General features: G+C 66.5%; 22 protein-coding genes and 1 pseudogene. 12 read left to right on the forward strand and 11 right to left on the reverse strand.

The window, feature by feature from the left end; translation table 11 throughout:
* The first annotated feature begins 134 nt into the window (after positions 1-134).
* The 3 genes from FHW58_RS21865 (at position 135) to FHW58_RS21875 (ending at position 5686) form a co-directional block, all read left to right on the forward strand.
* Positions 135-3095 carry a sensor histidine kinase gene (locus FHW58_RS21865; RefSeq protein ID WP_179675296.1) on the forward strand — a complete coding sequence of 987 codons (2961 nt, stop codon included), beginning with the start codon at positions 135-137 and terminating at the stop codon, positions 3093-3095.
* Positions 3096-3179: 84 nt separating this feature from the next.
* Entirely contained in the window at positions 3180-5174 is a 1995-nt protein-coding gene (locus FHW58_RS21870; protein ID WP_179675297.1) for a glycoside hydrolase family 97 protein, read from the forward strand.
* 68 nt (positions 5175-5242) lie between these two features.
* Positions 5243-5686 carry a hypothetical protein gene (locus tag FHW58_RS21875; protein WP_179675298.1) on the forward strand — a complete coding sequence of 148 codons (444 nt, stop codon included), beginning with the start codon at positions 5243-5245 and terminating at the stop codon, positions 5684-5686.
* Here FHW58_RS21875 and FHW58_RS21880 read toward each other — a convergent pair.
* The 5 genes and pseudogenes from FHW58_RS21880 to FHW58_RS21895 form a co-directional block, all read right to left on the reverse strand.
* Positions 5683-7788, reverse strand: coding sequence for a bifunctional diguanylate cyclase/phosphodiesterase (locus FHW58_RS21880; protein ID WP_179675299.1), 2106 nt, complete (start codon positions 7786-7788; stop codon positions 5683-5685). The two genes, FHW58_RS21875 and FHW58_RS21880, sit on opposite strands and share 4 nt — an antisense overlap.
* Positions 7789-7885: 97 nt before the next feature.
* Positions 7886-9490 (reverse strand): ABC-F family ATP-binding cassette domain-containing protein, encoded by a 1605-nt coding sequence (locus tag FHW58_RS21885; RefSeq protein WP_179675300.1) that lies wholly within the window; start codon positions 9488-9490, stop codon positions 7886-7888.
* 111 nt (positions 9491-9601) lie between these two features.
* Positions 9602-10405, reverse strand: a complete 804-nt coding sequence (gene dkgB, locus FHW58_RS21890) for a 2,5-didehydrogluconate reductase DkgB (protein ID WP_229265460.1) — start codon at positions 10403-10405, stop codon at positions 9602-9604.
* Positions 10406-10420: 15 nt separating this feature from the next.
* Positions 10421-10810, reverse strand: a pseudogene (locus FHW58_RS27635) (SRPBCC family protein); the annotation flags it as partial.
* Between the two features lie 4 nt (positions 10811-10814).
* A complete protein-coding gene (locus FHW58_RS21895) occupies positions 10815-11831 on the reverse strand; it encodes an aldo/keto reductase (RefSeq protein ID WP_179675302.1) in 1017 nt (338 codons plus the stop codon).
* A 104-nt stretch (positions 11832-11935) separates the two neighbouring features.
* Between FHW58_RS21895 and FHW58_RS21900 the strand changes: the two genes are divergently transcribed.
* The 4 genes from FHW58_RS21900 (at position 11936) to FHW58_RS21920 (ending at position 15062) form a co-directional block, all read left to right on the forward strand.
* Positions 11936-12835: a LysR family transcriptional regulator gene (locus FHW58_RS21900; protein WP_179675303.1), complete on the forward strand. Its 900-nt coding sequence runs from the start codon at positions 11936-11938 to the stop codon at positions 12833-12835.
* Between the two features lie 44 nt (positions 12836-12879).
* A complete protein-coding gene (locus FHW58_RS21905; RefSeq protein WP_179675304.1) occupies positions 12880-13884 on the forward strand; it encodes a M14 family zinc carboxypeptidase in 1005 nt (334 codons plus the stop codon).
* Positions 13881-14645 (forward strand): alpha/beta fold hydrolase, encoded by a 765-nt coding sequence (locus tag FHW58_RS21910; protein WP_179675305.1) that lies wholly within the window; start codon positions 13881-13883, stop codon positions 14643-14645. Before FHW58_RS21905 ends, FHW58_RS21910 begins: the two co-directional genes overlap by 4 nt.
* Positions 14646-14783: 138 nt before the next feature.
* Positions 14784-15062: a YkgJ family cysteine cluster protein gene (locus FHW58_RS21920; protein WP_179675306.1), complete on the forward strand. Its 279-nt coding sequence runs from the start codon at positions 14784-14786 to the stop codon at positions 15060-15062.
* A 10-nt stretch (positions 15063-15072) separates the two neighbouring features.
* On the opposite strand, the gene FHW58_RS21925 is transcribed toward FHW58_RS21920, so the two are convergent.
* Positions 15073-15729 (reverse strand): hypothetical protein, encoded by a 657-nt coding sequence (locus FHW58_RS21925; protein ID WP_229265444.1) that lies wholly within the window; start codon positions 15727-15729, stop codon positions 15073-15075.
* Positions 15730-16053: 324 nt separating this feature from the next.
* Between FHW58_RS21925 and FHW58_RS27645 the strand changes: the two genes are divergently transcribed.
* Entirely contained in the window at positions 16054-16299 is a 246-nt protein-coding gene (locus tag FHW58_RS27645) for a Fe-S-cluster oxidoreductase (protein ID WP_373996720.1), read from the forward strand.
* An 11-nt stretch (positions 16300-16310) separates the two neighbouring features.
* Here FHW58_RS27645 and FHW58_RS21930 read toward each other — a convergent pair whose 3' ends face one another.
* The gene (locus tag FHW58_RS21930) at positions 16311-16601 is read right to left on the reverse strand and encodes a putative quinol monooxygenase (protein ID WP_179675308.1); all 291 of its coding nucleotides are present in this window, start codon (positions 16599-16601) and stop codon (positions 16311-16313) included.
* A gap of 228 nt (positions 16602-16829) precedes the next feature.
* Between FHW58_RS21930 and FHW58_RS21935 the strand changes: the two genes are divergently transcribed.
* The gene (locus tag FHW58_RS21935; RefSeq protein ID WP_179675309.1) at positions 16830-17618 is read left to right on the forward strand and encodes an SDR family NAD(P)-dependent oxidoreductase; all 789 of its coding nucleotides are present in this window, start codon (positions 16830-16832) and stop codon (positions 17616-17618) included.
* 43 nt (positions 17619-17661) lie between these two features.
* On the forward strand, positions 17662-18603 hold the full coding sequence (locus tag FHW58_RS21940; RefSeq protein ID WP_179675310.1) for a LysR family transcriptional regulator: 942 nt from the start codon (positions 17662-17664) through the stop codon (positions 18601-18603).
* Here the strand turns inward: FHW58_RS21940 and FHW58_RS21945 are convergent.
* Positions 18600-19130, reverse strand: coding sequence for a GNAT family N-acetyltransferase (locus FHW58_RS21945; protein WP_179675311.1), 531 nt, complete (start codon positions 19128-19130; stop codon positions 18600-18602). The genes FHW58_RS21940 and FHW58_RS21945 overlap by 4 nt on opposite strands.
* Before the next feature lie 269 nt (positions 19131-19399).
* Here FHW58_RS21945 and FHW58_RS21950 point away from each other — a divergent pair, with 269 nt between their 5' ends.
* Together FHW58_RS21950 and FHW58_RS21955 are read left to right on the forward strand one after the other, a co-directional pair.
* Entirely contained in the window at positions 19400-20302 is a 903-nt protein-coding gene (locus FHW58_RS21950; RefSeq protein ID WP_179675312.1) for a LysR substrate-binding domain-containing protein, read from the forward strand.
* Complete coding sequence (locus FHW58_RS21955) at positions 20296-21006, forward strand: ABC transporter substrate-binding protein (RefSeq protein ID WP_179675313.1); 711 nt, start codon at positions 20296-20298, stop codon at positions 21004-21006. The genes FHW58_RS21950 and FHW58_RS21955 overlap by 7 nt, the downstream gene beginning before the upstream one ends.
* Here FHW58_RS21955 and FHW58_RS21960 read toward each other — a convergent pair.
* The 3 genes from FHW58_RS21960 to FHW58_RS21970 are packed head-to-tail and all read right to left on the reverse strand — an operon-like array spanning position 21003 to position 25527.
* A complete protein-coding gene (locus tag FHW58_RS21960) occupies positions 21003-23219 on the reverse strand; it encodes a glycoside hydrolase family 3 N-terminal domain-containing protein (RefSeq protein ID WP_179675314.1) in 2217 nt (738 codons plus the stop codon). The genes FHW58_RS21955 and FHW58_RS21960 overlap by 4 nt on opposite strands.
* Positions 23216-25126 carry a glycoside hydrolase family 2 protein gene (locus FHW58_RS21965; protein WP_179675315.1) on the reverse strand — a complete coding sequence of 637 codons (1911 nt, stop codon included), beginning with the start codon at positions 25124-25126 and terminating at the stop codon, positions 23216-23218. The genes FHW58_RS21960 and FHW58_RS21965 overlap by 4 nt, the downstream gene beginning before the upstream one ends.
* A 20-nt stretch (positions 25127-25146) precedes the next feature.
* Entirely contained in the window at positions 25147-25527 is a 381-nt protein-coding gene (locus FHW58_RS21970) for a 5-carboxymethyl-2-hydroxymuconate isomerase (protein WP_179675316.1), read from the reverse strand.
* Positions 25528-25537: the final 10 nt, after the last annotated feature.

Raw genomic sequence — 25537 nt, forward strand, 5'->3', positions numbered from 1 at the left:
GCAATTGGCCAGATCCCCCTGTAGACAATCCGGGTAGCGCCACCTGTTGTTTCCTGAATAAAACCGATCGAAAGATCGGGCCGGCGCTCTGACTAGCGAATTAGAATGATCTATTTGCCATCGGGGACCCAGTCATGCGCGCACTACTCACTCAACTGGCAACGGCGCTGGCCGCACTGCTAGTGTGCCAGGCGGCGCAGGCGCTGAATCCGGCCATCCGGCTGGAAGACCTGAATCACACCCGCTGGTCGGAAAAAGACGGCGCCCCGTCCGGCGTCCGCCACATGGCGCAGACGCGCGACGGCTGGCTGTGGCTGGCCACGTTCGACGGCCTGTACCGCTTCGACGGCATCAGCTTTGAGCGCTATCCGCTGAAATACAGCCAGGTCCAGGCGCTGCGCGCGCTGGACAATGGCGACCTGGTGGTCGGCTTTGCGCCGGAAGGCTTGCTGGTCGTGCACGCCAACGGCAAGGTCAGCGAGCTGCCGCCGGTGCCGGCCCTGATGGGCTCGGTCAAATCGATGGACATGGACCGCGACGGCGCGCTCTGGGCCGCCACCGTGGCCGGCGTGTTCCGCTACGCCGCCGGCCGGTGGCACGCCATGTTCACCGGCGCCGAGTGGGCCGACCGGACGCAAAGCCTGCTGATCGACCAGTACGACCGCATCTGGGTCGCCAACCGCAAGCACCTGTACCGCTACGATGCGCAGGCCGGGCAGATGGTGCGCGTCGACGGCGCCGGCATGCAGGGCGATCTGCTGCAGTCGGCCGACGGCCGCCTGTGGATATCGGGCAACGACGACGTGCTGCGGCCGGTGCCGGCGCCGCAGCTGTCGCAGCCGCTGCCGCGCGCGCCCGACTTCAACCAGGCCGAGTCGCGCCCTGCCGGCCAGTTCGACCGCGACGGCAATCTGTGGGCGATCCTGTGCCCGCGGGGCATCTGCCGCATCAACCGCGCCGGCATGCTGCCCGGCCAGCCGCTCGACCCGCGCCGCGACGCCAGCGAGCGGCTCGACCAGACCTGGCATCTGGCCGATCTGGCCGCCACCACCGTGCTGGAGGACCGCGAGGGCAATATCTGGATCGCCTCGCGCTCCGGGCTGGACCGCTTCCGCGAAAACAAGCTGGTTCCAACGCGCCTGGACGCGCCCAGCGGCGAGCTGAGCGTCGCCAGCGACGCCGACGGCACGCTGTGGCTGGCCGAATGGATGTCGCGCGGCATCTGGACCATCGGCGCCGACGGCCCGCCGGTGCGCGACCCGCGCCGCAGCGGCACCTCGCTGGCCACCGACCGCGACGGCGCGCTGCTGATCGCCGGCAGCCGCGACATCGAACGCATCCACCACGGCCGCTCGACCCGCATCCCGCTGCCGACGGTGAACGGCAAGCCGACCGACCTGACGGTGGTGGGCCTGCTGGACGACGGCAAGGTGCTGTGGATGGTGTCGCTGCAAACCAGCCTGATGGGCTGGGTCGACGGCAAGTGGCTGCCGCGCGACGCCTTCCCGATGCCCCAACGCATCTACATGTCGGCGCTCGGCGGCGGCCCCGGCCAGCTGTGGCTGAGCAACAACGACGGCAGCCTGATTTTCTACGACAACGGCAACAAAACCCGCTACGACATCGCGCTGGTGGGCCAGGAATCGGGCATCTTCCCGGGGCCGCAGATGGTGGTCAGCGGCGAGCGCGGCCTGGCCGTCATGCGCAACGGCAAGTTCGAGCTGCTGGCGCCGCGCCAGAGCGAGGCGCTGCGCAACATCAGCGGCCTGGCCGTCACGCCCGACGGCGACCGCTGGCTGAACGGCCCCAAGGGCCTGGTACACGTGCGCCGCGCCGACTGGGAAGCGGCGCTGCGGCAACCAGCGATGCCGCTGGCCTACGAGCTGATCGACGCGCTTGAGGGCTATCCCGGACGCGCCGTGCTGAGCAACCGCCAGCCATCGATCTACAACGTCGGCAACGGCGTGCTGTGGCTGCGCGCCAGCGGCGGCATGGTGCGGCTGGATACCAAGGCGCGCCAGACCAACCCGGTCAAGCCGGTGGTGCAGCTGCTGCGGGTCACCACCGACAAGCAGGTCTACGCGGCCAACGCGCCGCTGCTGCTGCCGCCGGATTCGCGCAACTTCAACATCCAGTACACCGCGCCCGGCCTGCGCAAGCCGGAGAGCATGCGCTTCCAGTACATGCTGGAAGGCGTCGACGCCCGCTGGCAGGACGCCGGCAGCCGCCGCGCCGCCTACTACACCAACATCGGCCCCGGCGAGTATGTGTTCCAAGTCCGCGCCGTCAACGAGGACGGCGTGGCCAGCGAGACGGTGGCCACGCTGCCGCTGCAGATCGCCCCGACCATGGTGCAGACCTGGTGGTTCCAGCTGCTGTGCATCGCCGCCGGCGCGCTGCTCCTGTATGGCATCTACCAGTACCGCCTGAAGCAGGCCACCACCGTCATCGCCCGCCAGCTGCAGGTGCGCATGGACGAACGCGAACGCATCGCCCGCACGCTGCACGATACCTTCCTGCAAAGCGTGCAGGCGCTGGTGCTGCGGGTGTACGCGGTGCTGACCCGGATGCCGGAGGGCAGCGAGCCGCGCGCGCGGCTGGAGGCCATCCTCGACGACGCCGACCGCGCCATGAACGAGGGGCGCGACCAGATGCAACAGCTGCGCAGCGGCCAGGACATCGAACAGCAGCTCAACCAGGCCGGCGCCGCGCTGGCCGCGCAGCAGCCGCAGACCGCGTTCCGGCTCGACGTGGAGGGCGTGGGCCGGCCGCTGTCGCCGCCGGTGCAGGAGGAGCTGTGCGCCATCGCGCTGGAGGCGCTGCGCAACGCCTTCCAGCACGCGCGCGCCGCCAATGTCGGCGTGCGCATCGAATACCACGACGACGGCCTGCTGCTGATGGTGGCCGACGACGGCCGCGGGCTGGATCAGCAGGAGGTGCGCAAGCGCATGCAGGAGCGCCACTTCGGCATGCTGGGCATGCGCGAACGCGCGCGCTTCGTCGGCGCCGCCATCGACATCAGCAGCGCGCCGGGCCAGGGCACGGTGATCACCCTCAAGGTGCCGGCAAGGCTGTGTTACGCGGCCGCTGCATAAACAGTCAGCCGGTTGGTGATTTTCATAATTGCGTCGCGGCGGCGGTGATAGCAAAATGGCGAAAAAACCAACTGGAGACCTCCCATGACCGATCCCCGCCGCGCCGCCGGCCTGCTGGCGCTGGCCGCCGCCTGCGCCGCTCCCGCCTGGGCCGACGTTGTCACCGTCAAGTCGCCCGACGGCCGCAGCGCCATCAGCATCGACAGCGACAAGTTCACCTACAGCGTCAGCCGCGACGGCAAGCGCATCATCGCGCCGTCGCCGCTGGGACTGAGCCTGGACATCGCCGCCATCGGCGCCGGCGCAACGCTGGACGGCCACGTGGAAAACACCGTCAACGCCACCTACGACATCGTGCTGGGCAAGGCGCGCAGCGCGCCCGATCACTACCGCCAGTCCGACCTGGCCTTTACCGCCTTTACCGCCGCCGGCGGCAAGCTGCGCTTCCATCTGCTGGCGCGCGCCTACGACAACGGCGTGGCCCTGCGCTACGTGGTGCCGGCGCAGGCCGGCGTCAGCGCCTTCAAGGTGATGAACGAGGCCACGCAGTTCCAGTTCCCGCGCGACTACGACTGCTGGGGCGCCAACATGGGCCGCTTCGACACCAGCTTCGAGGCGGAATACGACCCGGTCCAGGCCTCGCGCATCCGCAACTTCCACAACTACAGCGCGCCGCTGGTGTGCAAGACCGGCGCCGGCGGCACCACTTTCGCCATCGCCGAATCGGACGTCAAGGATTATCCGGGCTTCTACCTGTCCGGCCGTGGCGACGGCGGCCTGGGCGTGATGGTCACGCTGCCGCCGCGCTTCGACAACAACCGCGATTACCGCTTCAAGCAGAGCGTCGCCGCCAGCGTGCAGCTGGGCGGGGACGGCTTCCGCACGCCGTGGCGCGTGGTGATGCTGGGCGACGCGCCGGGCGACCTGGTGGCGTCGTCGCTGATTCCGACGCTGGCCGCGCCGTCGCGCATCCAGGACACCAGCTGGATCAAGCCGGCCAAGACCGCGTGGGACTGGTGGAACGACTGGGCCGTCAACGTGCCCGACGCCGGCGTCAACACCGCCACCTACAAGGCGTTTGTCGATTTCGCCAACGAGATGAAGCTGGACGACATCCTGATCGACGAAGGCTGGTCGGTCGGCAGCGACGTCGAACCCAATCCGCAGGCCGATGTCACCCGCGCCAAGCCGGCGCTGGACATGCCGGCGCTGCTGCAATACGCGAAGTCGCAAGGCGTGGGCGTGTGGCTGTGGGTGCAGTGGCAGCAGCTGGACAACCAGATGGACGCCGCCTTCACCCAGTACGCCGCCTGGGGCATCAAGGGCATCAAGGTCGACTTCATGAACCGCAATGACCAGGAGATGGTGGACTGGTATCACACGGTGTTGCGCAAGGCCGCCGAGCACCGCCTGATGGTCGACCTGCACGGCGCCTACCCGCCCAATGGCCTCAACCGCACCTGGCCCAACTACGTCACGCAGGAGGGCGTGCTGGGCGCGGAGAACAACAAGTGGAGCGCGCGCATCACCGCCCGCCACAACGTCACGCTGCCGTTCACGCGCATGATCCTGGGGCCGATGGACTACACGCCGGGCGGCTTCCGCAACGCCACGCCGGCCACCTTCGTGGCCCGCAACCACCAGCCGATGGTGATGACCACGCGCGGCCAGGCCATCGCCATGTACGTGGTGTACGACAGCCCGTTCCAGATGGTGTCCGACGGCCCGTCGGCCTACAAGACGGCGGACGGCAAGTGGGCCGACGGCGCGGCGTTCATCCAGACCGTGCCGACCACGTGGGACGAAACGCGCATCCTCGCCGGCGACATCGGCGAATACATCGTCTCGGCGCGGCGCAAGGGCGACACCTGGTACATCGGCGCCATGACCAACGAATCGGCCCGCACGCTGACGGTGCCGCTGGCCTTCCTCGGCAAGGGCAGCTACCGCGCAGAGTTGCTGCAGGACGGCGCCGACGCCAGTCGCCTCCGCGCCAGCAGCGCCAGCGTGACCGCCGCGCAGAGCATCACGCTGAAACTGGCGCCGTCCGGCGGCGCGGTGGCCGTGCTCACGCCGTAAAGGGGGTATAGTGGTTGCCTGCCGCGCGGCGCCGCCCGGCGCCGCGGCTGAGCATATCGGAGGCGATCATGAAGTACGAGCAACGGCAGGACCGGCACTGCGCCAAGGTGATAGACGCGGGCATCCGCATGGATACCTTGTGGGGCTGCGTCAGCGCCTGGCACTACCTGCAGTTGCGCCGCGTGACGCCGGCGGTGGCGGCGCGCGTGCTGTCGAAGGCCGGGCCGCGAAGGCGCGAGGACGCGCTGCACCCGGCGGTGCGCGACGCGCTGGCCACCGAGCCGCGCGCCGGCATCGGCCAGCGCGCCGACGCCGACGCGGCGGACGCCCACCCGCAGCCGCTGCGCACCAACCTGGCCGCCGCGCTGGCGGTCGAGCGGGCGATCGGCCTGTGCGGCGCCGGCGACCGCCATTATGCGGAAAGCCTGCTGCGCATCTATGGCCTGCCGACGGCGACCATCATGCGCGTCCTGTTCGAGTCGCGCCGGCGGCGCGGTCCGGCGACGTCCTAGGGAGCGCCCGGCGCGGCCGCCAGGAAGCGCCGCTCGAAGGTGCGCGCGTCAACCGCCCGGCTGTAAAAATAGCCCTGGCCCTGGCCGCAGCCCGCCGCCGCCAGGAAGTCGGCTTCCGGCGCGGTTTCCACGCCCTCCGCCACCACCGCGATCGCCAGATTGTCGGCCAGCGCCAGCACCGCGCGCAGCAGGGTCTGGCGACGCGGCGCGGCATGGTCGATGCCGTGCACGAAGCTGCGGTCGACCTTGAGCAAATCGATCGGCAGATCGGCCAGGTAGCTGAGGCTGGAATAGCCGGTGCCGAAATCGTCGATCGCCAGCGACACGCCGATGCCTTTCAGGCGGTGCAACAGCGCGTGCGCGCCGTGCATGTCGCGCATCAGCGCCGATTCGGTCAGCTCCAGCTGCAGGCGGGCCGGATCCAGTCCGGCCTGCGCCAGATGGCTGCCGATATGGTCGGCAAAATCGCCCTGCCGCAGCTCCAGCGCCGAGACGTTGACCGCCACCGCGCCCGGCAGCAGCCCCTGCTGCTCCCAGCGCCGCGCCTGCCGCACCGCCTGGCCCAGCACCCAGCGGCCCAGCGGGATGATCAGGCCGGACTCCTCGGCGCTGCGGATGAAGCGCGCCGGATCGACCCAGCCCCAGGCCGGGTGCTGCCAGCGCAGCAGCGCCTCGCAGCCGCACAGCGCGCCGTCGCGAAGGCGCACCTTGGGCTGGTAAAACAGCTCAAACTCGCTGCTGCCCAGCGCCTGCCGCAAGCCGTTCTCCAGCTGGCGCCGCTCGATCGCGCTGCTCAGCAGCTCCTGCTGGAAGAAGCGCCACACATTGCGCCCGGCCGCCTTGGCCGCGTGCAGCGCGGTGTCGGCATGCCGCAACAGCACGTCGCCGCTGTCGCCGTCGCCGGGGTAGAGGGCGATGCCGATGCTGCAGCCGACATGGACCGGCTCGCCATCGAGCTGGTGCGGCAGCGCCACCGCCGCGCTGATGCGCTGCGCGGCCTGGGTGGCGTCGAGGCGGCTGCTGCCGGGCGCCATCAGCACGACGAATTCGTCGCCGCCCTGGCGGCTCACCAGGTCCACCACGCGGAAGCAGCTGCGCAGCCGGGCCGCCACCGACACCAGCAGCGCGTCGCCGGCCGCGTGGCCCAGCGTGTCGTTGACCAGCTTGAATTTGTCCAGGTCCAGATACATCACCGCCAGCGACTGGCCGGCGGCCTGGGCTTCCTTGAGGATACGGTTCAGGTGGCGGTGGGCGGCAAAGCGGTTCGGCAGCCCGGTCAGGAAGTCGTGCCACGCCAGGTGATCGACCTGGGCCTGCAGCTCGCGCGCGTTGGTGATGTCGTGGAACACCATCACCACGCCGCACACCCGGCCGCGGCCGTCATGGATGGGCGCGGTGGAGTCCTCGATCATCAGCTCGCTGCCATCGGGCCGGCTCAGGATGCAGCCGGCGGGGATGCGCACCACCGCGCCGCTGGCCAACGCCTGCCACACCGGATGCTCGATGTCGGCCAGCGACTTGGGGTCCTGCAAGCGCATCAGGTCGGCGATCGGCCGCCCCAGCATCTGCGCCACCTCCAGCCCGAGCAGGCGGCGCGCGGCCAGGTTGCAATAGCTGACGTGGGCATGCTCATCGGTGCTGATGACGGCGTCGGCGATCGATTCCAGCACCAGCGCGTCCTGCCCCTGCTGGTCCAGCGGCGGCCGGCCGAGCCGCGTGGCCACCACCACCGATTGCAGCAGACGGCGCAGCAGTTCGCGCGGGGTGGCGGCGGTGACGAGGTAGGTCACCGCGCCCAGCCTGACCGCCTGCTCGGCCGGTGACAGGCCGGTGGCCGGCGCCAGGAGCACCAGCGGGGTGCGGTCGCCGGCGGTGCCCAGTGCCTGCCACAGCGCGCCCGGCGGGGCATCCGCCAGCAGCGGGTTGAGCAGGATCAGATCGGGCGCCGGGGCGGCGCCGTCGGCCAGGGCGGCCAGCTCGGCCAGCGTGGCGGCAAACTGCAGCGTGATCACGGCGTCATCGGTGGCGGCCGGGCCCCGGATCTGCTCCAGCTGCGCCCGCTCAGCGGGGTCGCTGGTCACGGCCAGTACATGCATGTCCATCGTTTTCCTCTCGCCGGTGCCAGCCACCGTAAACGACAGTAACACAAGGCCCGGCCGCATCTGCTCATGCATACCGTAACGAACCAGCAGTAAGCGCTCACACTTGCAGATGCCAGCCTGCCGCATCGGCCCGCAAACACTGCGTGAGGTGCAGCGCCCGCAGGAAGACCTCATCGTGCGACACCACCAGCAGCGCGCCCTGGTACTGCCGCAGCATGGCCTCCAGCGCTGCCAGCGAGTCCAGGTCGAGGTGGTTGCTCGGCTCATCCAGCAGCAACAGCTGCGCCGGCGGATGGGCGTACAGCGCGCAGGCCAGCGCCACCTTCAGCCGTTCGCCGCCACTGAGCGTGCCGACCGGCGCGGCGGCCAGTTGCGCGTCCAGCCCCATTTGCGCAAGGTGGGTGCGCAACGCCGACTCGCCGGCCTCGCGGTTGGCGTCCAGCAGATGGTCGATGGCGGAGCGTTGCGGCGCCAGTTGCGCCAGTTGCTGATCGAGATAAGCGCTGCGCGCGCGCAGCTCGCAGCGGCCGGACAGCGGCGCCACCTGCCCCGCCAGCAGCTTGAGCAAGGTCGATTTGCCGCAGCCATTCGGCCCCGTCACGCCGATGCGCTGCTGGCCGGTGACCGTCAGGCTGATGGCGCGCGTGGCCGGCGGCGCGTACGGCAGCACCACGTCCTCCAGTTCCGCCAGGCGCAAACGCGCGGCCTGCGGTCCGCCCAGCGCATGCATGGCGATGGCGGCGGCGGGCGCCACCTGCTGCGCGGCTTCCTGCACGCGCTGCGTCAACGCCTCCTGCTGCGCCGCATGCTGCTGCCGCAGCTTGCCGGCCGTGCCCTGCGCGCGGTTCTTCTGCCCGCCCAGCAGGATCTTCGCCTGGTTGGCCTCGCGCCCGTCGCTGGCGCCTTGCGCGGCGCGGCGATCCTGCCGCTCCTGCTGCTCGCGCATGGCCTGGGTTTCGCGCCTGCGTTCCAGCTTGCGCTGCTCGAGCTGGCGCTGCGCGCTCTCGCCTTCCACCCGCTTGCAATCGGCATACAACGCATAGCCGCCGCCGTAGCTGCGCAAGCCACGCGGCGACAGTTCGACGATGCGCTCCATTTGCGCCAGCAGTTCGCGGTCATGGCTGACCACCAGCAAACCGTTCGGCCAGCGCTGCAACTGCGCCATCAGGGCCAGCCGGTTGGCGCGGTCGAGGTGATTGCTCGGTTCGTCGAGGATCAGGAAAGCGGCGCCGGACAGCCAGGCGGCGATCAGCGACACGCGCATCGCCTCGCCGCCGCTCAGTCCCGACGCCGGCGTGGCCGGCCGCAGATGCGGCAAGCCATGGCGATCCAGCTCGGATTGCAGACGCTCGCGGATGTCCCAGCGGTCGCCGACGGCGTCGAAGTCGGCCGGATCGGCGCTGCCGTTTTCGATGCGCTCCAGCGCCGCCAATATGGCATCCACGCCGGCCAGCGTCGCCACCGTGCCGTGCTGCGCGATCTGCTGCGACAGATAATGCACCGCGCCGTGGCGCGCGACGCGGCCCGACGTCGGCACCAGTTGGCCGGCCATCAGCCGCGCCAGCACGCTCTTGCCGGCGCCGTTGCGGCCGACCAGGCCGGTGCGGCGCTGGTCGAACACGTCGTTCAGGTTCTGGAAAAGGACGCGGCCATCGGCCAGCGTGAAGGAGACGCCTTCCAGCGTCAGAAAAGTATGCGCCATGATGATTCCTGATGATGCGTGAAAACCGTCCCGTTGCGGGACACGTGGTTAATCAGTAAGGGGCATCATCGGATCACATGGCGCGAATATAGCAGGCCCGCCGCGGAAAGGCTAGTCCCAGACCGGCGCCAGGCCGGCGGGGCTGGTCAAGCGCTCGCCCCGGTCCAGCGCCGCGATCTGCGCCATGTCGTCGTCGCTCAGCTTCAGGTCCCGCGCCTTCAGGTTGCTGTCCAGGTTGGCGCGCTTGGTCGACGATGGAATCACCGCATACCCGAGCTTCATCGCCCACGCCAGCGCCACCTGTGCCGGCGTGGCGTGGTGGCGCGCGGCGATCTGCCGGATCACCGGGTCGCCCAGCACTTTGCCGTAGGCCAGCGTCATGTAGGAGGTGATGTGGATGCCATGCTGGCGCGCGAATTCCACTACCTTGCGGTTCTGCAGATACGGATGCAGCTCGACCTGGTTGGTGGCGATGGCCTCCGCGCCGACGGCGTCGATAGCCTGGCGCATCAGGTCCACGGTAAAGTTGGAGACGCCCATCTGGCGCGTCAGCCCCAGCGCCCTGGCTTCCGCCAGCGCCGCCATGTACTCCGCCACCGGCACCTCGCCGCCCGGCGATGGCCAGTGGATCAGCGTCAGGTCCACATAGTCGGTGCGCAGCTTGGCCAGGCTCTCCCGCAGGCTGGGAATCAGCTTGTCCTTCGACAGATTCTCGATCCAGATCTTGGTGGTGATGAACAGCTCCGCACGCGGCACGCCGCTGGCGGCAATCGCCGCGCCAACCTCCGCCTCGTTACCGTAAATCTGCGCGGTGTCGATGACGCGGTAGCCGGCCTCCAGGCCGTTGCGGACCGAATCGATCACCACCTCGCCCTGCAGGCGGAAGGTGCCAATACCCAGTGCGGGAATGCTCATTATCTTTTCCTTTAATGCGGATAAACCGTCGGTGTAAATACCGTGAAAGTGCTGCGTGATTTCCTGCTCGGAGACGCCCACCGGCGTGAAGCTGCCCGACCACTCCACCACCGAGGCGGCGTCGCCGTCCGGCTTCACGCGCAGCGTGGCGAAGTAATCCTTGGCTGCGAACGGCGCCTTCAGGATCGAGTAGCTGTAAAAGCGCTCCTTGTCGTTGAAGGCCTCCAGCCGCTCGACGATGGCCTCGCCGGCGGGATTGGCCAGCGTGCGTACGCGGCCGCCCTCACTCAGCGCGCTGCTCGGAATGTACGGCAGCCAGTCGGGCAGCGAATGAAAGCCGCCGATCAGTTGCCATACGCGGTCCGCGGCCACCGGCAGCGCTATGCGTGCAATGGTGCTGGCCATGGGCTCACTCCTTGTCGCCCGGCAGCGGCGCGTCGGCGGCCACCAGTTGTTGTTCGCGCATCTCCTGCCAGAAGGCGGCGGGAATGCGCTCGTCCAGCGCGGCGCTGTCCTCGGCGATGCGCTCCGGACGGCTGGCGCCGGGAATCGCGGCCGCCACCGCCGGATGCGCCAGCGAGAATTGCAGCGCCGCCGACTTGATGCTGATGCCGTGCTTTTGCGCGATGGACTTGATCCGTTCCACCTTGGCGATGATGTCCGCCGGCGCCTTCTGGTATTCGAAATGCGCGCCGCCGGCCAGGATGCCCGAGCTGTATGGGCCGCCGACCACGATGTCGACGCCGCGCCTGGCCGCCGCCGGCATCAGCCGTTGCAGCGCCCGCTCGTGGTCCAGCAGCGTGTAGCGGCCGGCCAGCAGCGACACGTTCGGCTGCGGCTCGTTCAGGTCCAGCAGCGTTTCCAGCGCCTCCACGCGGTTGACGCCCAGGCCCCAGCCCTTGATCACGCCTTCATTGCGCAGGCGGTCCAGCACGCGGAAGGCGCCGGTGCGGGCGATCTCGAATTGCGCCAGCCATTCGTCGCCGTAGAAATCCTGCGCCACGTCGTGCACGTAGACGATGTCCAGATAATCGGTCTTCAGGCGTTTCAGGCTGTCCTCGATGGAGCGCAGCGTGGCGTCGGCGCTGTAATCGTTGACCACCTTGTTCGGCCGGCCATGCTCGAACACGCCGCCCTTTTCGCCCAGGTCGCGCTGCGACGGGTCCTCGATTTCGTCGAGGATCAGGCGGCCCACCTTGGTGCTCAGCACATAGTCGGCGCGCTTGCGGCCGGACAGCGCCTCGCCCAGCCGCAGCTCGGCCAGGCCGGCGCCATACAGCGGCGCGGTGTCGAAGTGACGGATGCCCTGTTCCCAGGCCGCGTCCACCGTGGCCAGCGCCTCGGCGTCGGGGATGTTGCGGAACATATTGCCCAGCGGCGCGGTGCCGAAGCCCAGCTTGCCATTCAGTTTATTTCGGATGCTCATCTTGATTCCTTTGGAGTAAATGAAGAAAGTGAAGCCAGTTTACGTTGACGAGATAAGACTGTCCAAGACATAATTTGCACAGCTTAAGTCCCAGAAGGTCTGATATGTTAGATATACGCCAACTCCAATACTTTGTCGCCGTGGCCGAGGAAGAGCACGTGGGCCGCGCCGCCGAGAAGCTGCACATCTCGCAGTCGCCGCTGTCGCGCCAGATCGCCCAGCTGGAAGAAAAGCTCGGCCTGACGCTGTTTGAACGCAGCCAGCAACGCATCCGCCTCACGCGCGACGGCCGCACCTTCCTGGCCGAAACCCAGGCCTTCCTCACCCACGCCTCGCGGCTGGAGGGTCTGGCCAGGCGGCTCGGGCGCGGTGACGAGGGCGGCCTGTGCGTCGGCTACATCGAGAACGCCATGCATGCCGGCGTGCTGCCGGCCGGCCTGCGCGAACTGCGCGCCTCGCGGCCGCAGGTGCACGTGGCCCTGTACAGCCTGCACTCGTCCGAACAGCTGGAGGGCCTGCGCCAGCGCAGCCTGGACATCGCGCTGGTGTGCGACCCGCCGCCGGCCAACGATCCCGATCTGGAGGGCATGAAGGTGCTCAGCGACCCGATGATCCTGGCGCTGCCGGAAGGCCATCCACTGAGCGCGCTGGAGACGCTGCGGCCGGCCGACCTGGCCGGGCAGGAATTCATCGTGGTGCGCCATCACGAAACCGGCGACCACCACCACCAGTTCGTGGCGGCCTGCGTGCAGTCCGGCTTCACGCCCAACATCAAGATGGAGGCCAGCGAGCCGACCACCGCGCTGGGACTGGTGGCGGCCGGCCTGGGGGTGGCGCTGGTGCAGCAAGGCCTGCGCCACCAGGCGCCGCCGGGCGTGGTGCTGCGCGAGCTGCCGTGGTTCACCTACCGCGCCTCGGTGTGGGCGGCGTGGCACCGCATCAACCTGCGGCCGCTGGTGGCCACCTTCCGCGAAACACTGCTGGCGCTGGCGACGGAACGCTAGCAATATCGGCTACACTGTCGGTCACATCTTTTTGCGTACCCGCCATGCCCGAGAAGAATCTGCCCGAACTCATCACCCTCAAACGTCTGATCGATGAAGGCGGGAAGCATCTCGAAGTGGGCACCTCGTGCACGGTGGCGATGGACGGCCGCCAGTTCCCGGTCTACACCATCGCGCTCGGCAACCCGAGTCCGGACGTGCCGGCGCTGGGCTTTTTCGGCGGCATCCACGGACTGGAACGGATCGGCACCCAGGTGGTGCTGTCGTTCATGGAAAGCCTGCTGGCGCGGCTGCGCTGGGACAGCACACTGCACCAGCAACTGGAGTCGATGCGGCTGGTGTTCATGCCGCTGGTGAACCCGGGCGGCATGTGGCAGGCCACGCGCTGCAATCCGCAAGGCGTGGACCTGATGCGCAACGCGCCCCTGAGCGCGGTCGAGAAAGTGCCGTTCATGCTGGGCGGGCAAACCTTCAGCCATCACCTTCCATGGTATCGCGGCGTGCAAGGCGCGCCGATGGAGCCGGAGGCCGAGGCGGTGTGCGAAGTCGTCACGCGCGAACTGCTGCCGCGCCAGTTCAGCATGGCGCTGGATTGCCACTCCGGCTTTGGCCTGCGCGACCGCATCTGGTTCCCGCACGCGCACACCGCCACGCCGATCCCGCACCTGGCCGACATCGGCGCGCTGGAGCAGCTGTTCAGCCAGAGCTACCCGAACCACAACTACGTGTTCGAACCGCAGAGCCGCCAGTACCGCACCCACGGCGACCTGTGGGACTACCTGTACCTCAACGCCGGCAAGGTGTTCCTGCCGCTGACGCTGGAGATGGGCTCGTGGCTGTGGGTGAAGAAGAACCCGCGCCAGATCTTCGACCGCATCGCCATCTTCAACCCGACCGCGCGGCACCGGCTGCAGCGCGTGCTGCGGCGCCACCTGATCCTGTTCGACTTCCTGATGCGCGCCGCCAACAGCCACGGACGCTGGCTGCCGGAAGGCATGGCGCGCACCATCCAGCACCGCCGCGCGCTGACGCAGTGGTATCACACATGAGCGCCTGGGTTCTGCTGCGCGGCCTGATGCGCGAGCAGCGGCACTGGGGCCGCTTCCCCGGTCAACTGTCGCAGGCGCTGCCATCGGCCACCATCATCACGCCCGACTTGCCGGGCAACGGCCAGCAGCACCTGCTGCGCAGCCCGACGTCGGTGGCCGACATGGTGGAATTCTGCCGCGCCGATTTGCGCGCGCGCGGCGTGGCGCCGCCCTGGTCGCTGCTGGCGCTGTCGCTGGGCGGCATGGTGGCGGTGGAATGGGCCAGCCGCTATCCGCAAGAGATCGAGCGCGCGGTGCTGGTGAACACCAGCATGCAGCCCTACAGCCGCTTCCACGAACGGCTACGCTGGCGCAACTACCCGTCCATCCTCAGGCTGCTGCTGCAAGGCGGCGTGGAAAACCAGGAGCGCCTGATCCTGCGCCTGACCAGCAACACCGGCGACGCCGCGCAGCGCGAAGGGCTGCTGAAACGCTGGCTGGACTACCAGCGCGCCTGCCCGGTCACGCGCGCCAACGCGCTGCGCCAGCTGTGGGCCGCCGGCCGCTTCCGCGCGCCGTCCACGCGGCCGGCAGTGCCGCTGCTGGTGCTGAGCAGCGCCGGCGACCGGCTGGTCGACCCGCGCTGCTCGGCCAACCTGGCCAGCGCCTGGCAAGCGGCGCACGCCGTGCACCTGACGGCCGGCCACGACCTGCCGCTGGACGCCGGCGAATGGGTCGCCGACGAAGTGGCGAAATGGCTGAGGGCCGGCGAAGCGCGGTAAAATACCGCCCCTATGCAAGCCACCACCTCCCCGCTGGAGTGCCGGCCCAACTGCGGCGCCTGCTGCACGGCCCCCTCCATCACCAGCCCCCCCCCCGGTATGCCCAACGGCAAGCCGGTTGTCAACTAAAGGGATACCATGAACTGCCGTGACAACTGCGGGGCGTGCTGCATCGCTCCGTCGATTACGAGTCCGATACCGGGGATGCCAAATGGGAAACCTGCTGGAGTCAAATGTATACAGCTTGGCGAAGATAATCGCTGCCTCATTTTCGGAAAACCGGAACGGCCAGCGTTTTGTGCAGGATTGCAGCCGTCGGAAGAGATGTGCGGCACTAGCCGAGAGATGGCGATACGCTGGTTGAACGAGCTGGAGCACGCCACCAGCCCGGATAAGGTTGAAGCGAGCCGGGGCTGAGCAGATTTAACTATTTTCCTGCACGTTTCTTAGGTTTTCGACTCATCGCGATTTGTTCGCGCCTTTCTACGGCTTCCAAGTATTCAGCCTCCTTCAGCAACTGCTCTCCCCTTGGCAGAAACCAACCTTCTACGCAGCTGTTATCGCGCAGAGCTATCTGAACGTGAGTTCCTACGCGAAAACCTGACTTCGGCGCTATCTCTGCGCCCTGATAAAAAGCTCCCCGCACGGCTTGAAAAAAGGGAGGGGGTGGGACTGGGGACGCCGGAGAATTGGCGTTGTCGCGGATATCGTGAATGAAAGTGAACACCGCATTGTCAAGCTTCCGCAGGATGACGTCGATGTCGTCTTCACTTGCAGCGGCGTTTTTAGGCACAGGACTACCGGTCTTTGCCAACCCGGCAAGCAATGCAGGATAGGCAAGCGTGAATTCATTAATGCCTTCTTGCGTGGTCATGTCCAGCCAACGCTGAACTCTAAGAATTGCGCCTACAACTGCAGGTGTGCCGATTGCCCTCGCGGTGTACATTTTTACGGGGTTCTCGTGGGAGGCCTTGGCAAACATCAGTGCTCGCTCGGCATCTCCTTCAAAGAAATAGACACCGGGGCCCAGCCAATCGTAGGGGTTCTTACTATGGTCAAGGTCTGCTAACTTGCCAGTGACCAAGTCGTCTCGCGTTGTGATATCGCACCCGTGATAAGCGACGAGCAACCGCCCCTCTATCATTTGTAGATACGGGAGAGCTTTCCGCCAACGGTAACAATTCCTGAGCGGCGCACGGCTTGGGCGGCGGCGTTGCTCGATATGGCATAAGGATTCGTTACCTTGGGGGCAGAGGGACTCACTTCCTTGCGATTGGGCTTGGAAGCGGGCTCACGCGCTGGCGTCGCTTTTGATTTTGAGGTAACCATGCTTCATTTTCGCACAACTCCGAAGCTGCTGCAATTTTAAGCACCGGCATTGGGCTAGTCGCACGAGCGATGGCGCAGAGTGAAATCCCGTCCGAGATTCGACGGCCCTCTCTTTAGGTGCCCGCGTACGCCACGTGCCAAACCGGCCGGCGTCCGCTGCGCGCAGCCGGCGGACGACAACCGCTGCCTGATTTTTGGCCGCCCCGAGCGTCCCGCCTTCTGCGCCGGCCTGCAACCGGCAGCGGACATGTGCGGCGCTAGCCGCGAGCATGCCGTCCGCTGGCTGGGGGACCTGGAGCGGGCCACCGCGCCGGGCGCGGCGTAGTCCGGGGAGCGCTACGCGACTTGCCGCATCTCGTATAGCTGGAAGTCGCCGATGGCCGCGCCGCCGGTGCGCTGAAACTGCCGGATGCGCTCGCTGCGCATGTGCGCGTGCCAGGCCTCGTAGGACGCCCACTCCTCGACAAACATCACTTGCGACGGGTCCTGCAGGGAGCGGTGCAGCTCGTACCGCAGGCAGCCGGCGCTGCCGCGCGTTGCTTCCACCAGCGCGATTTGCGCGGCGACCATCCGCTCTTCCATGCCGGGCTTGGCGCGTGCCTGCGCCACGATCGTGATTTTTTCCATAGCGTGCATCCTCGGTTATCGCGGCACCGTTGCCGCACGACCGCAGTATGGCGCGCGCGCCGGCACCGAAAAATCCCCGCACCGGCACATCAGTCTTGAATCCAATTCATCTAATAAATTACATTTGAGAACCGGATTCACAAATCTTTTGCCGGCCGCCGTATTTTTCGTTTGCGCACCAGGACCTAATCTTCGCCTCGTTCCCAACCAACTCATGACGAGGCAAACATGCATCTGAACCTGGACAATAAAACCGCGCTGGTCAGCGCTTCCACCTCCGGCATCGGCTATGCCATCGCGGAGCGCCTGCTGCAGGAAGGCGCCACCGTCATCATCCACGGCCGCGGCGAGGCCACCGTGGCGCCGGCGGTGGCGGCGCTGGCCGACAAATATGGCGCCGCGCGTGTGCAATCGCTGGTCGCCGATCTGAGCGTGCCCGGCACCGAACAGGAAGCGGCCGCCCGCTTCCCGCAGGTCGACATCCTGGTCAACAACATGGGCACCTACGCGCTGAAGGATTTCTTCAGCATGACCGACGCCGACTGGCAGGCCATGTTCGACACCAATGTCTGGAGTGGCGTGCGCCTGGCGCGCACCTACATGAAGGGCATGCTGGAACGCGGCCATGGCCGCGTGATCTTCATCTCCAGCGAAGTGGCGCTGACGCCGATGGCATCGATGGCCCACTACAGCGCCAGCAAGGCGACCCAGTTGTCCATTTCGCGCAGCCTGGCCGAGCTGACCAAGGGCACGGCGGTGACGGTCAACGCCGTGCTGCCGGGTCCCACCGAAACCGACAGCCTGAAGTCCTTCATCCAGTCGGTCAATCCTGGCCTGTCCTATGCCGAGGCGGAACGCAAGTTCATGGACGAGAACCGGCCATCGTCGCTGATCTACCGCCTGGCCAAGCCGGCGGAAGTGGCCAGCGTGGTCGGCTTCCTGGCCAGCGAGCACGCCGCCGTCATTAACGGCGCCGCCATTCGCGCGGAGGGCGGCACGGTGCCGACCATCGCCTGACGCGGTATGATCCTGTGGTTGAACTCAGCATGGGAGAGCAGGCTTGGATAATCGCAGCGGAGAGATGCAGGTGTTCGCCAGGGTCGTGGAAGCCGGGGGATTCTCCGCCGCCGCCGAACTGCTGAACATGACGCCGTCGGCGGTGAGCAAGCTGGTCTCCCGCACCGAGGCCCGCCTGGGCGTGCAGCTATTCAAGCGCTCGACCCGCAGCGTGACGCTGACTGCCGAGGGACGCGAGTTTTATGCCAACTGCGTCCGCATCCTGCAGGATATCGAAGACGCCGAACTCAGTGTGACCCGTGGCGTCGGCCAGGTGCGCGGGCTGCTGCGCGTGAACGCGTCGCTGCCGTTCGGGCAGCACTATCTGGTGCCGCTGCTGAAGGAGTTCAAAGCGCTCTACCCCGAAATCCGTATCGACATCTCCCTGACCGACGCCAAGGTGGCGCTGCAGCGCGAGGAAGTCGACGTCGCCATCCGTATGGGGCCGCTGCACGACGCGACCTTCCGCGCGCGCAAGCTGGGCAGCAGCAGGAAGGTGGTGGTGGCGGCGCCGTCCTACCTGGCCCTGCCCGGAAAGGCGGCGCCGCAGACGCCGGCGGACCTGGCGCACCACAACTGCCTGAACTTCAATTTCCGCCGCGCGCTGGACGAGTGGCCGTTTCTGGTCGACGGCCAAGTGCTGCATCTGGCGGTGGACGGCGACGCCCAAGCCAACAATGGCGAAACGATGCGCCAGCTCACCTTGCAGGGCCTGGGCGTCAGCCGGCTGGGCATGTTCCATGTGTTCGACGACATCCAGCGCGGCGACCTGGTCGAGCTGCTGCCGGACTACAACGCCGGCGACATCGAAGAGATCACGCTCATCTACCCGCATCAAAAGCACATTCCGCCGCGCGTGCGCGCGTTCATCGATTTTGCCGTCGCGCGGCTGTCGCCCATCCTGGCATTGAAGGGCGACGTTCGCCTGGCTGAAAACCGACGCTAGCCGTCGACCGGCTGCGCCGGCGTGTCCAGCATCAGCTGGTAGAACGCCAGGTCCAGCCACTTGCCGAACTTGAAGCCGACCTGCGGCAGGGTGCCGACGTGCCGGAAGCCCAGGCCCTCATGCAGCTTGATGCTGCCTGCGTTGGCGGCGTCGATGCCGCCCATCATGGCGTGCAGGTCGGCGGCGCGGGCGGCGGCGATCAGTTCGTGCATCAGCAGCTTGCCGATGCCCTTGCCGCGATGGTCCCGGTGGATGTACACCGAATGCTCCACCGTGTACTTGAACGCTGGGAAAGCGCGGAAGGTGCCGTAACTGCCGAAGCCGATCAGCACCCCATTGTCATCCTCGATGCCGATCACCGGAAAACCGCCATTGCGCTTGGTCTCGAACCAGGTCGCCATCACCTCCAGCGTGCGCGGCTTGTATTCGTACAGCGCGGTCGAGTTCAGGATGGCATCGTTGAAGATGTCCAGGATGGCGTTGGCGTGCCGCTCAAACGTGCATCGCACAACAGTGTGCTTGCTCATGAAATGCTCTCAAGGTGGAAGAATGCGTTCCACTATACTGGAAGCATCATCCAACATACAAGACAAACCTCAGCGCCGCTGCGCCATTTGCGACAGCAGCCGCGCCAGTTCACGCCGGAGGCAGCTCATCAAATCAGGATAGGACATAGTGATCTCCTACAAGAAAAACTTGCTCATGAATTTACACGCCGTATGCTGTATATTCTGAGCTGACGACAAACCGTTATCAAACGAGTTATTTTCGTCTTTCACATTAGAAAATCTTATTCATGACCAAACCTCTGCGCTCCCTGTCCGGGCTGCTGGATTTCGATTGCGCGGCGCGCTGGGGCAGCTTCAAGCTGGCCGCGCAGGAGCTGCACAAGACGCCGGCCGCCATCAGCCTGCAGGTCAAACAGCTGGAGGAGGCGCTGGGCTTCGAGCTGTTTGTGCGCCATCCGCGTCACATCGCGCTCACCGAGAAAGGCCAGGAACTGGCCGCCACGGTGCGCCACATGCTGGGCGAACTGAATACCAAGGTGGCCGCGCTGCAGGGCGGCGACGAGGAAAAAATCCTGCGCATCTCGACCACCCATTCGCTGGCGATCAAGTGGCTGGTACCGCGCATCCCGCGCTTCACCATGCGCCATCCGGAGCTGGATATCCGCATCGACTCCAGCGACCAACTGGCCGACATGAACGACGGCAGCACCGACATCGCCGTGCGTACCTACGACGTCATCCCCGGCGATCCCGACCTGCTGTTCCAGGACGAACTGGTGGCGGTCTACAGCCCGTCGCTGCTGGCGCCCGGCGACACCGAGATCACGCTGGACACGCTGCACCGCTACCCGCTGCTGCACGAGACCACCACCGATACCTGGATCCGCCTGCTGCGGCATAACAATGCGCTCAACGGGCCTTATCATTTCGCGCGCAGCTACACCAACTTTGCGGTGATGGTGCAATCGGCGCTGGCCGGACAGGGCGTGGCGCTGGTATCGCACGCCATCGCCAACGAAGACCTGAGCAACGGCGCATTGAAGATGGTGCACTGCGCGCGCGCCGAGTACAAGCGCGGCTACCGCATCATCGTCGGCCGCGGCAAGCAGGGCATGAGCAAGATCACCCACTTTTGCGATTGGCTGCGCGAAGAGGCGGACGCCATGCGGAAAGGATTCGACCCATGTTAGCCCGACTCGCGTTGGCCCTGCTGCTGACGGTAACGGCGTCGTCGCCCCACGCGGCCGACAAGACCCCGCTGCGCTACCTGCAAAAAGTGGACGGCATGCTGACGCCCGATCAGCAGCAAATCACCAAGTTCCAGGACCAGTTGGGCGCCGCGCTGGCGCGCCAGCTGAAACGCCCCTTGCAATACATCGAGCTGCCGCGCAGGCGGCTGATGGCGGCGCTGGAAAACGGCGACGGCGACATCCTGTGCAGCTACCTGCCCGAATGGCTGCCCGGCGCGGTCGACTGGACGCGCGCCTTCATTCCGACCAGCGAAGTGGTGCTGTCGTCACCACGCGTGAAAGCGCCGGCGACGCTGACCGACCTGCGCGGCCAGCGCCTCGGCACGGTGCTGGGCTACCAGTATCCCGAACTGGAAAAATTTCTCGGCAATGACTATGTGCGCGACGATGCGCCCACCAGCATGATGTCGGTTCGTAAATGGCTGGCGGGGCGTGTCGACTATCTGGTCACGCAGCGCACCACGGTCAATCGCCAGCTCGCCGCGGGCGGTCTGCCGGACGGCTATCACATGCTGGTGGTTTACGAGGTGAAGGCCAAGTGCGCCGTCTCCCGCAAGAGCCAGATCACCGTCGAGGAAGTCAACGCGGCGATCAATGCCATGGAGAAGAGCGGCGAACTGGCCGGCATCCTGCGGCTGCGCTAGCGCAGCGTCAGCGTGCTTTCCAGGCGGATGTCGTCGGACGCGCTGCCGACCATCAGCTTGAAGTCGCCCGCTTCCGCGCCCCACGCCAGCTGGCTGTTATAGAAGGACAGCGTGTCACGGTCGATGGTGAAGCTGATACGGCGCGTCTCGCCCGGTTTCAGATGCACCTTCTGGAAGCCCTTCAGCTCCTTCAGCGGCCGCACCACCGATGACACCATGTCGCGCAGGTAAAGCTGCACGATCTCCGTGCCTGCCATCTTGCCGCTGTTGGCCAGGTCGAAGGACAGCGTCACCTTGTCCTTGCCGCTCATGGCCGGGCTGCTCAACGTCAGGCCCGAGTACTTGAAGTCGGTATAGCTCAGGCCATGGCCGAACGCGTAGCGCGGCGTGTTGACGGAGTCGATGTAGGCCGATTTATAGACCACGTTCTTTTCATCCGTCACCGGACGGCCGGTGTTGTACTGCGCGTACGACAGCGGAATCTGGCCCACGCTGCGCGGGAAGGTGATCGGCAGCTTGCCCGACGGGTTGTAGTCACCGAACAGCACATTGGCCACGGCGTTGCCGCCTTCGCTGCCGGGGAACCAGGCGTAGACGATGGCGTCGGCCTTGTCGGCGATGGCGTTGAACACCAGCGGACGGCCGGCCAGCACCACCACCACCACCGGCTTGCCGGTGGCCTTCAACGCGTTGAACAGCGCCTCCTGCTGGCCGGGCAGCGAAATGTCGGTACGCGACTTGGCCTCGCCGCTCATGTCCCACGTCTCGCCGACGGCCAGCACGATCACGTCCGACCGCGCGGCGGTGGCCACCGCCTCGGCAAAGCCCTCGCTGCTGGCGCAGCCAGGCGCGCAGGCCTGCGCATAGCTGATCTCCGCCTTGCCGGCGTGGCCGCGCATGCCCTCCAGGATGCTGACCACTTTGGCGCGCTCGCCCTGCACCACCCAGCCGCCCTCCAGATCGCGCTGCGCGTCGGCCAGCGGTCCAATCACCGCGATGCGCCGGGCATCGCGCGACAGCGGCAACAGCTTGTTCTCGTTCTTCAGCAGCACGATGGACTTCTGCGCCACGTCCAGCGCGGCGGCGCGGTGCGAGGCGTCGCCCAGCACCGCCTTCTCGCGCGCGGCGTCGGAATAACGGTACGGATCATCGAACAGGCCCAGTTCAAATTTCTTGGTCAGCACGCGGCGCACGGCATCGTCCAGCGTCGTCAACTTCACCTTTCCGGCTTTGACGGCGGCTTCCAGATGCTGGGTGTAGGCATAGCCCTCCATATCCATGTCGCTGCCGGCATTGATAGCCTTGACGGCAGCGTCGGACAGATCGGCCGCATACCCGTGCGGCACCATCTCGCGCACCGAGCCCCAGTCGCTGACCACGAAGCCCTTGTACTTCCAGGCGCCCTTCAGGATATCGCGTTGCAGGAAACTGCTGCCGGTGGCCGGCACGCCGTTCAGCGTGTTGAAGGAGTTCATGAAGGTGGCGGCGCCGGCATCGGCGGCGGCCTTGAACGGCGGCAGGTACACCTCGTACAACTGCTGCAGGCTCATATCGACCGCGTTGTAGTCGCGGCCCGCAATCGCCGCGCCGTAGCCGGCGAAATGCTTGGCGGTGGCCATGACGGAATCGGTGGCACCCAGCTTCTTGCCCTGGAAGCCATGCACGCGGGCGGCGGCGATTTGCGAGCCGAGGTAAGTGTCCTCACCGGCGCCTTCCATCACGCGTCCCCAGCGCGGGTCGCGGGCGATGTCCACCATCGGCGCGAAGGTCCAGTGGATGCCGGCGGCGGCGGCCTCCTTCGCGGCGACGTGGGCGGACAGCTCGATCGCGTCCAGGTCCCACGACGCGGCTTCGCCCAGCGGCACCGGGAACACGGTCTTGTAGCCGTGGATGACATCAAGGCTGAACAGCAGCGGAATCTTCAGGCGCGATTGCAGCGCCAGCGCCTGGATCTCGCGCGTGTCGGCCACGCCGATCACGTTCAGCATCGAGCCGACCTTGCCGGCGCGGATGTCGGCCAGCTTGTCGGCGTAGTTGCTGCTGGTGGGACCGGTGAACTGGCGGCCGGACAGCTGATGCAGCTGGCCGACCTTCTCGGCCACCGTCATCTGCTTCATCAGGTCGGCGACCTTGCGGTCGATTTGCGCGTCTTGCGCGTGGACGGAAAAGGCCAGGGCCGCGCTGACGGCGGCAGCGATGTAGTGTGTCTTCATTTGTATTGTTGCTGCTTCTGGTCGTAGTAGGACTTGAGCGTGTAGAACGCCTGCTTCTTCTTGCCGGTTTCCGAAATCAGGCCCTTGCGGTTCCAGTAGTCCTGGAAGTAGGGATGCGGACGGCGTGGCGAACGGAAGTCCGTCAGCACCCACGGCGTCATGCCACGCAGGCCGGGAATCGCGTCCAGCAGCTTGAAGGTGTTCTTGTACAACTGGTCCTGGTACTCCTCGCTCCATTTGGTGTCGCTGTCCGCGTGGTAGCCGCCCAGCGCGTCGGCGCCGAACTCGGTCACCACCACCGGCTTGTTGTAATTGACCTTGAAGGAGAACTTCAGCATCTCCTTGTTGTTGGACCAGTACCAGCCGGCGTACTGATTGAAGCTGGCCAGGTCGATCTTCTCGGCCAGCGGGTCCTCCACCGTCACCACGTCGCCGCTGCGGTGCACTTCCAGCGCCGCGCCCACCAGGCGGGTGCGGTCCAGCGACCGCACGGTGTCGGCCAGCTTGCCCATGAACTGCGTGCGCACCGGGCTGACCGGCGTCTCGTTACCGATCGACCAGATAATGACGCTGGCGCGGTTCTTGTCGCGCACCACCAGGTCGGTCAGCTGCTGCGCGGCGTTGGCGTAGACTTCCGGCTTGTCCCACGAGATGGTCCAGTACACCGGCACCTCGGCCCACACCAGCAGGCCCATTTCGTCGGCCAGCTTGATCATCTCCTCGCTGTGCGGATAGTGCGCCAGGCGGACGTAGTTGCAGTTCATGTCCTTGGCCCATTGCAGCATCATGCGCATGTCGCCCTCACCGCGCAGGCGGCCGGGGATCAGCGGATTTTCGTCATGCAGCGAGATCCCGCGCAGGAATACCGACTTCCCGTTCAGCAGAATATCGTGGCCGCGCGTTTCGATGGTGCGCAGGCCGATACGGTCGTTCAGCGTGTCGCCGGCGCCGGCGATGGTTACGTTGTACAGCTTCGGATCTTCCGGCGACCAGTAGCGCACCTTGTTCTTCGGCAGCGCGATGCTGACGGCGGCGCGGCCATTGGCGTCGGTGCGCACGGTGGTCTTGATGCCCAGTTCCGCGATGGCGATGATGACGTCCTGCGCGCCAGCGCCGCCCTTTGCGCCGGCCAGTTGCACGTGGCCCTCGATGCGGCCCATATCGCCCTTGGCCAGCTGGATCTGGTAGTCCTCGATGTAGGTGTCCGGCGTTTCGGCCAGCAGCACGTCGCGCGTGATGCCGCCATAGTTCCACCAGTCGGTGTTCACGGTCGGGATATCGTCCTGGTGGCGCGTGTTGTCGGCCTTGACCACCACCGTGTTCTCGCCCTTCAGCAGGCGGCCGGTCACCTCGAACTGGAACGGCGTGAAGCCGCCCTTGTGGCTGCCCAGCTTCTTGCCGTTCAGGTAGACGTGCGCCTCGTAGTTGACGGCGCCGAAGTAGAGGAAGTAGCGCTTGCCGGCTTGCGGCGCGGCGTTGAACTTCTGCCGCATCCACAGCGTGCCCTCGTAGAATTCCAGCTTGGCGTTCTGCGAGTTCCAGTCGCCCGGCACGGCCAGCGTTGGCGAGCTGTCGAAGTTGTATTCGACCGCGTCGTCCTTGTCGCGCGGCTTGCGGTCATCGTAGAAACCACCGGCGCCGCTGGCCGACTGGTCGAATGGCTGGCGGCGGTAGTTGTAGAAGCCCGTCTCGTAGGGATCGATGATGTAGTTCCAGCGGCCGTCCAGCAGCACGTGCTTGCGGCCGTAGATGTTCTGCAGCGTGGGCGGCTGCTTGGCCAGTTCGGGGCGCACACCGCTGCCCTTGTTGGCTTGCGCCTGTCCCGGCGCCTGATCGTCCTGCGCGCCCGCGGCGAAGGTCACCGCAAGGCAGCTTGATAACAGCAGCAGCTTCCACACTTTATGCATTCATGTCTCCTGAAGTTTTTTTAGTTGGTGAATTTGCCTTCGTAGCCGGGCGGCGTGGCGTCGATGTGCAATGTGAGCCGCAGCGGCAGCTTGTCCATCACCGGCGCCAGGTAGGCGCGTGCCGCCTCCAGCAAGGTGTCGCCGATCTTCTGTACCAGCTCCGGGCCGCGGCCCGGCGTAATGCGCAGGTTCAGATAGACGAACGCCCTGCTTTGCTCCCCGTCCGCCACCGCATACCGCTCGGCCGGATAGGCCAGCACGCGCGTGCCGTACAACGGAAACACCAGCACGCCGGCGGCGTCCTGCAAGGTGACCAGCGTGTGCGATAGCGCCCTGCACATGTCGCCGATGTCAGTATGCGCATCCAGGTTGGCGGTGTACTCGATTTTCAGATGCGGCATACGCTTCCTT

The sequence above is a fragment of the Duganella sp. 1224 genome, from assembly GCF_013408245.1.
GTDB lineage: Bacteria > Pseudomonadota > Gammaproteobacteria > Burkholderiales > Burkholderiaceae_D > Rugamonas.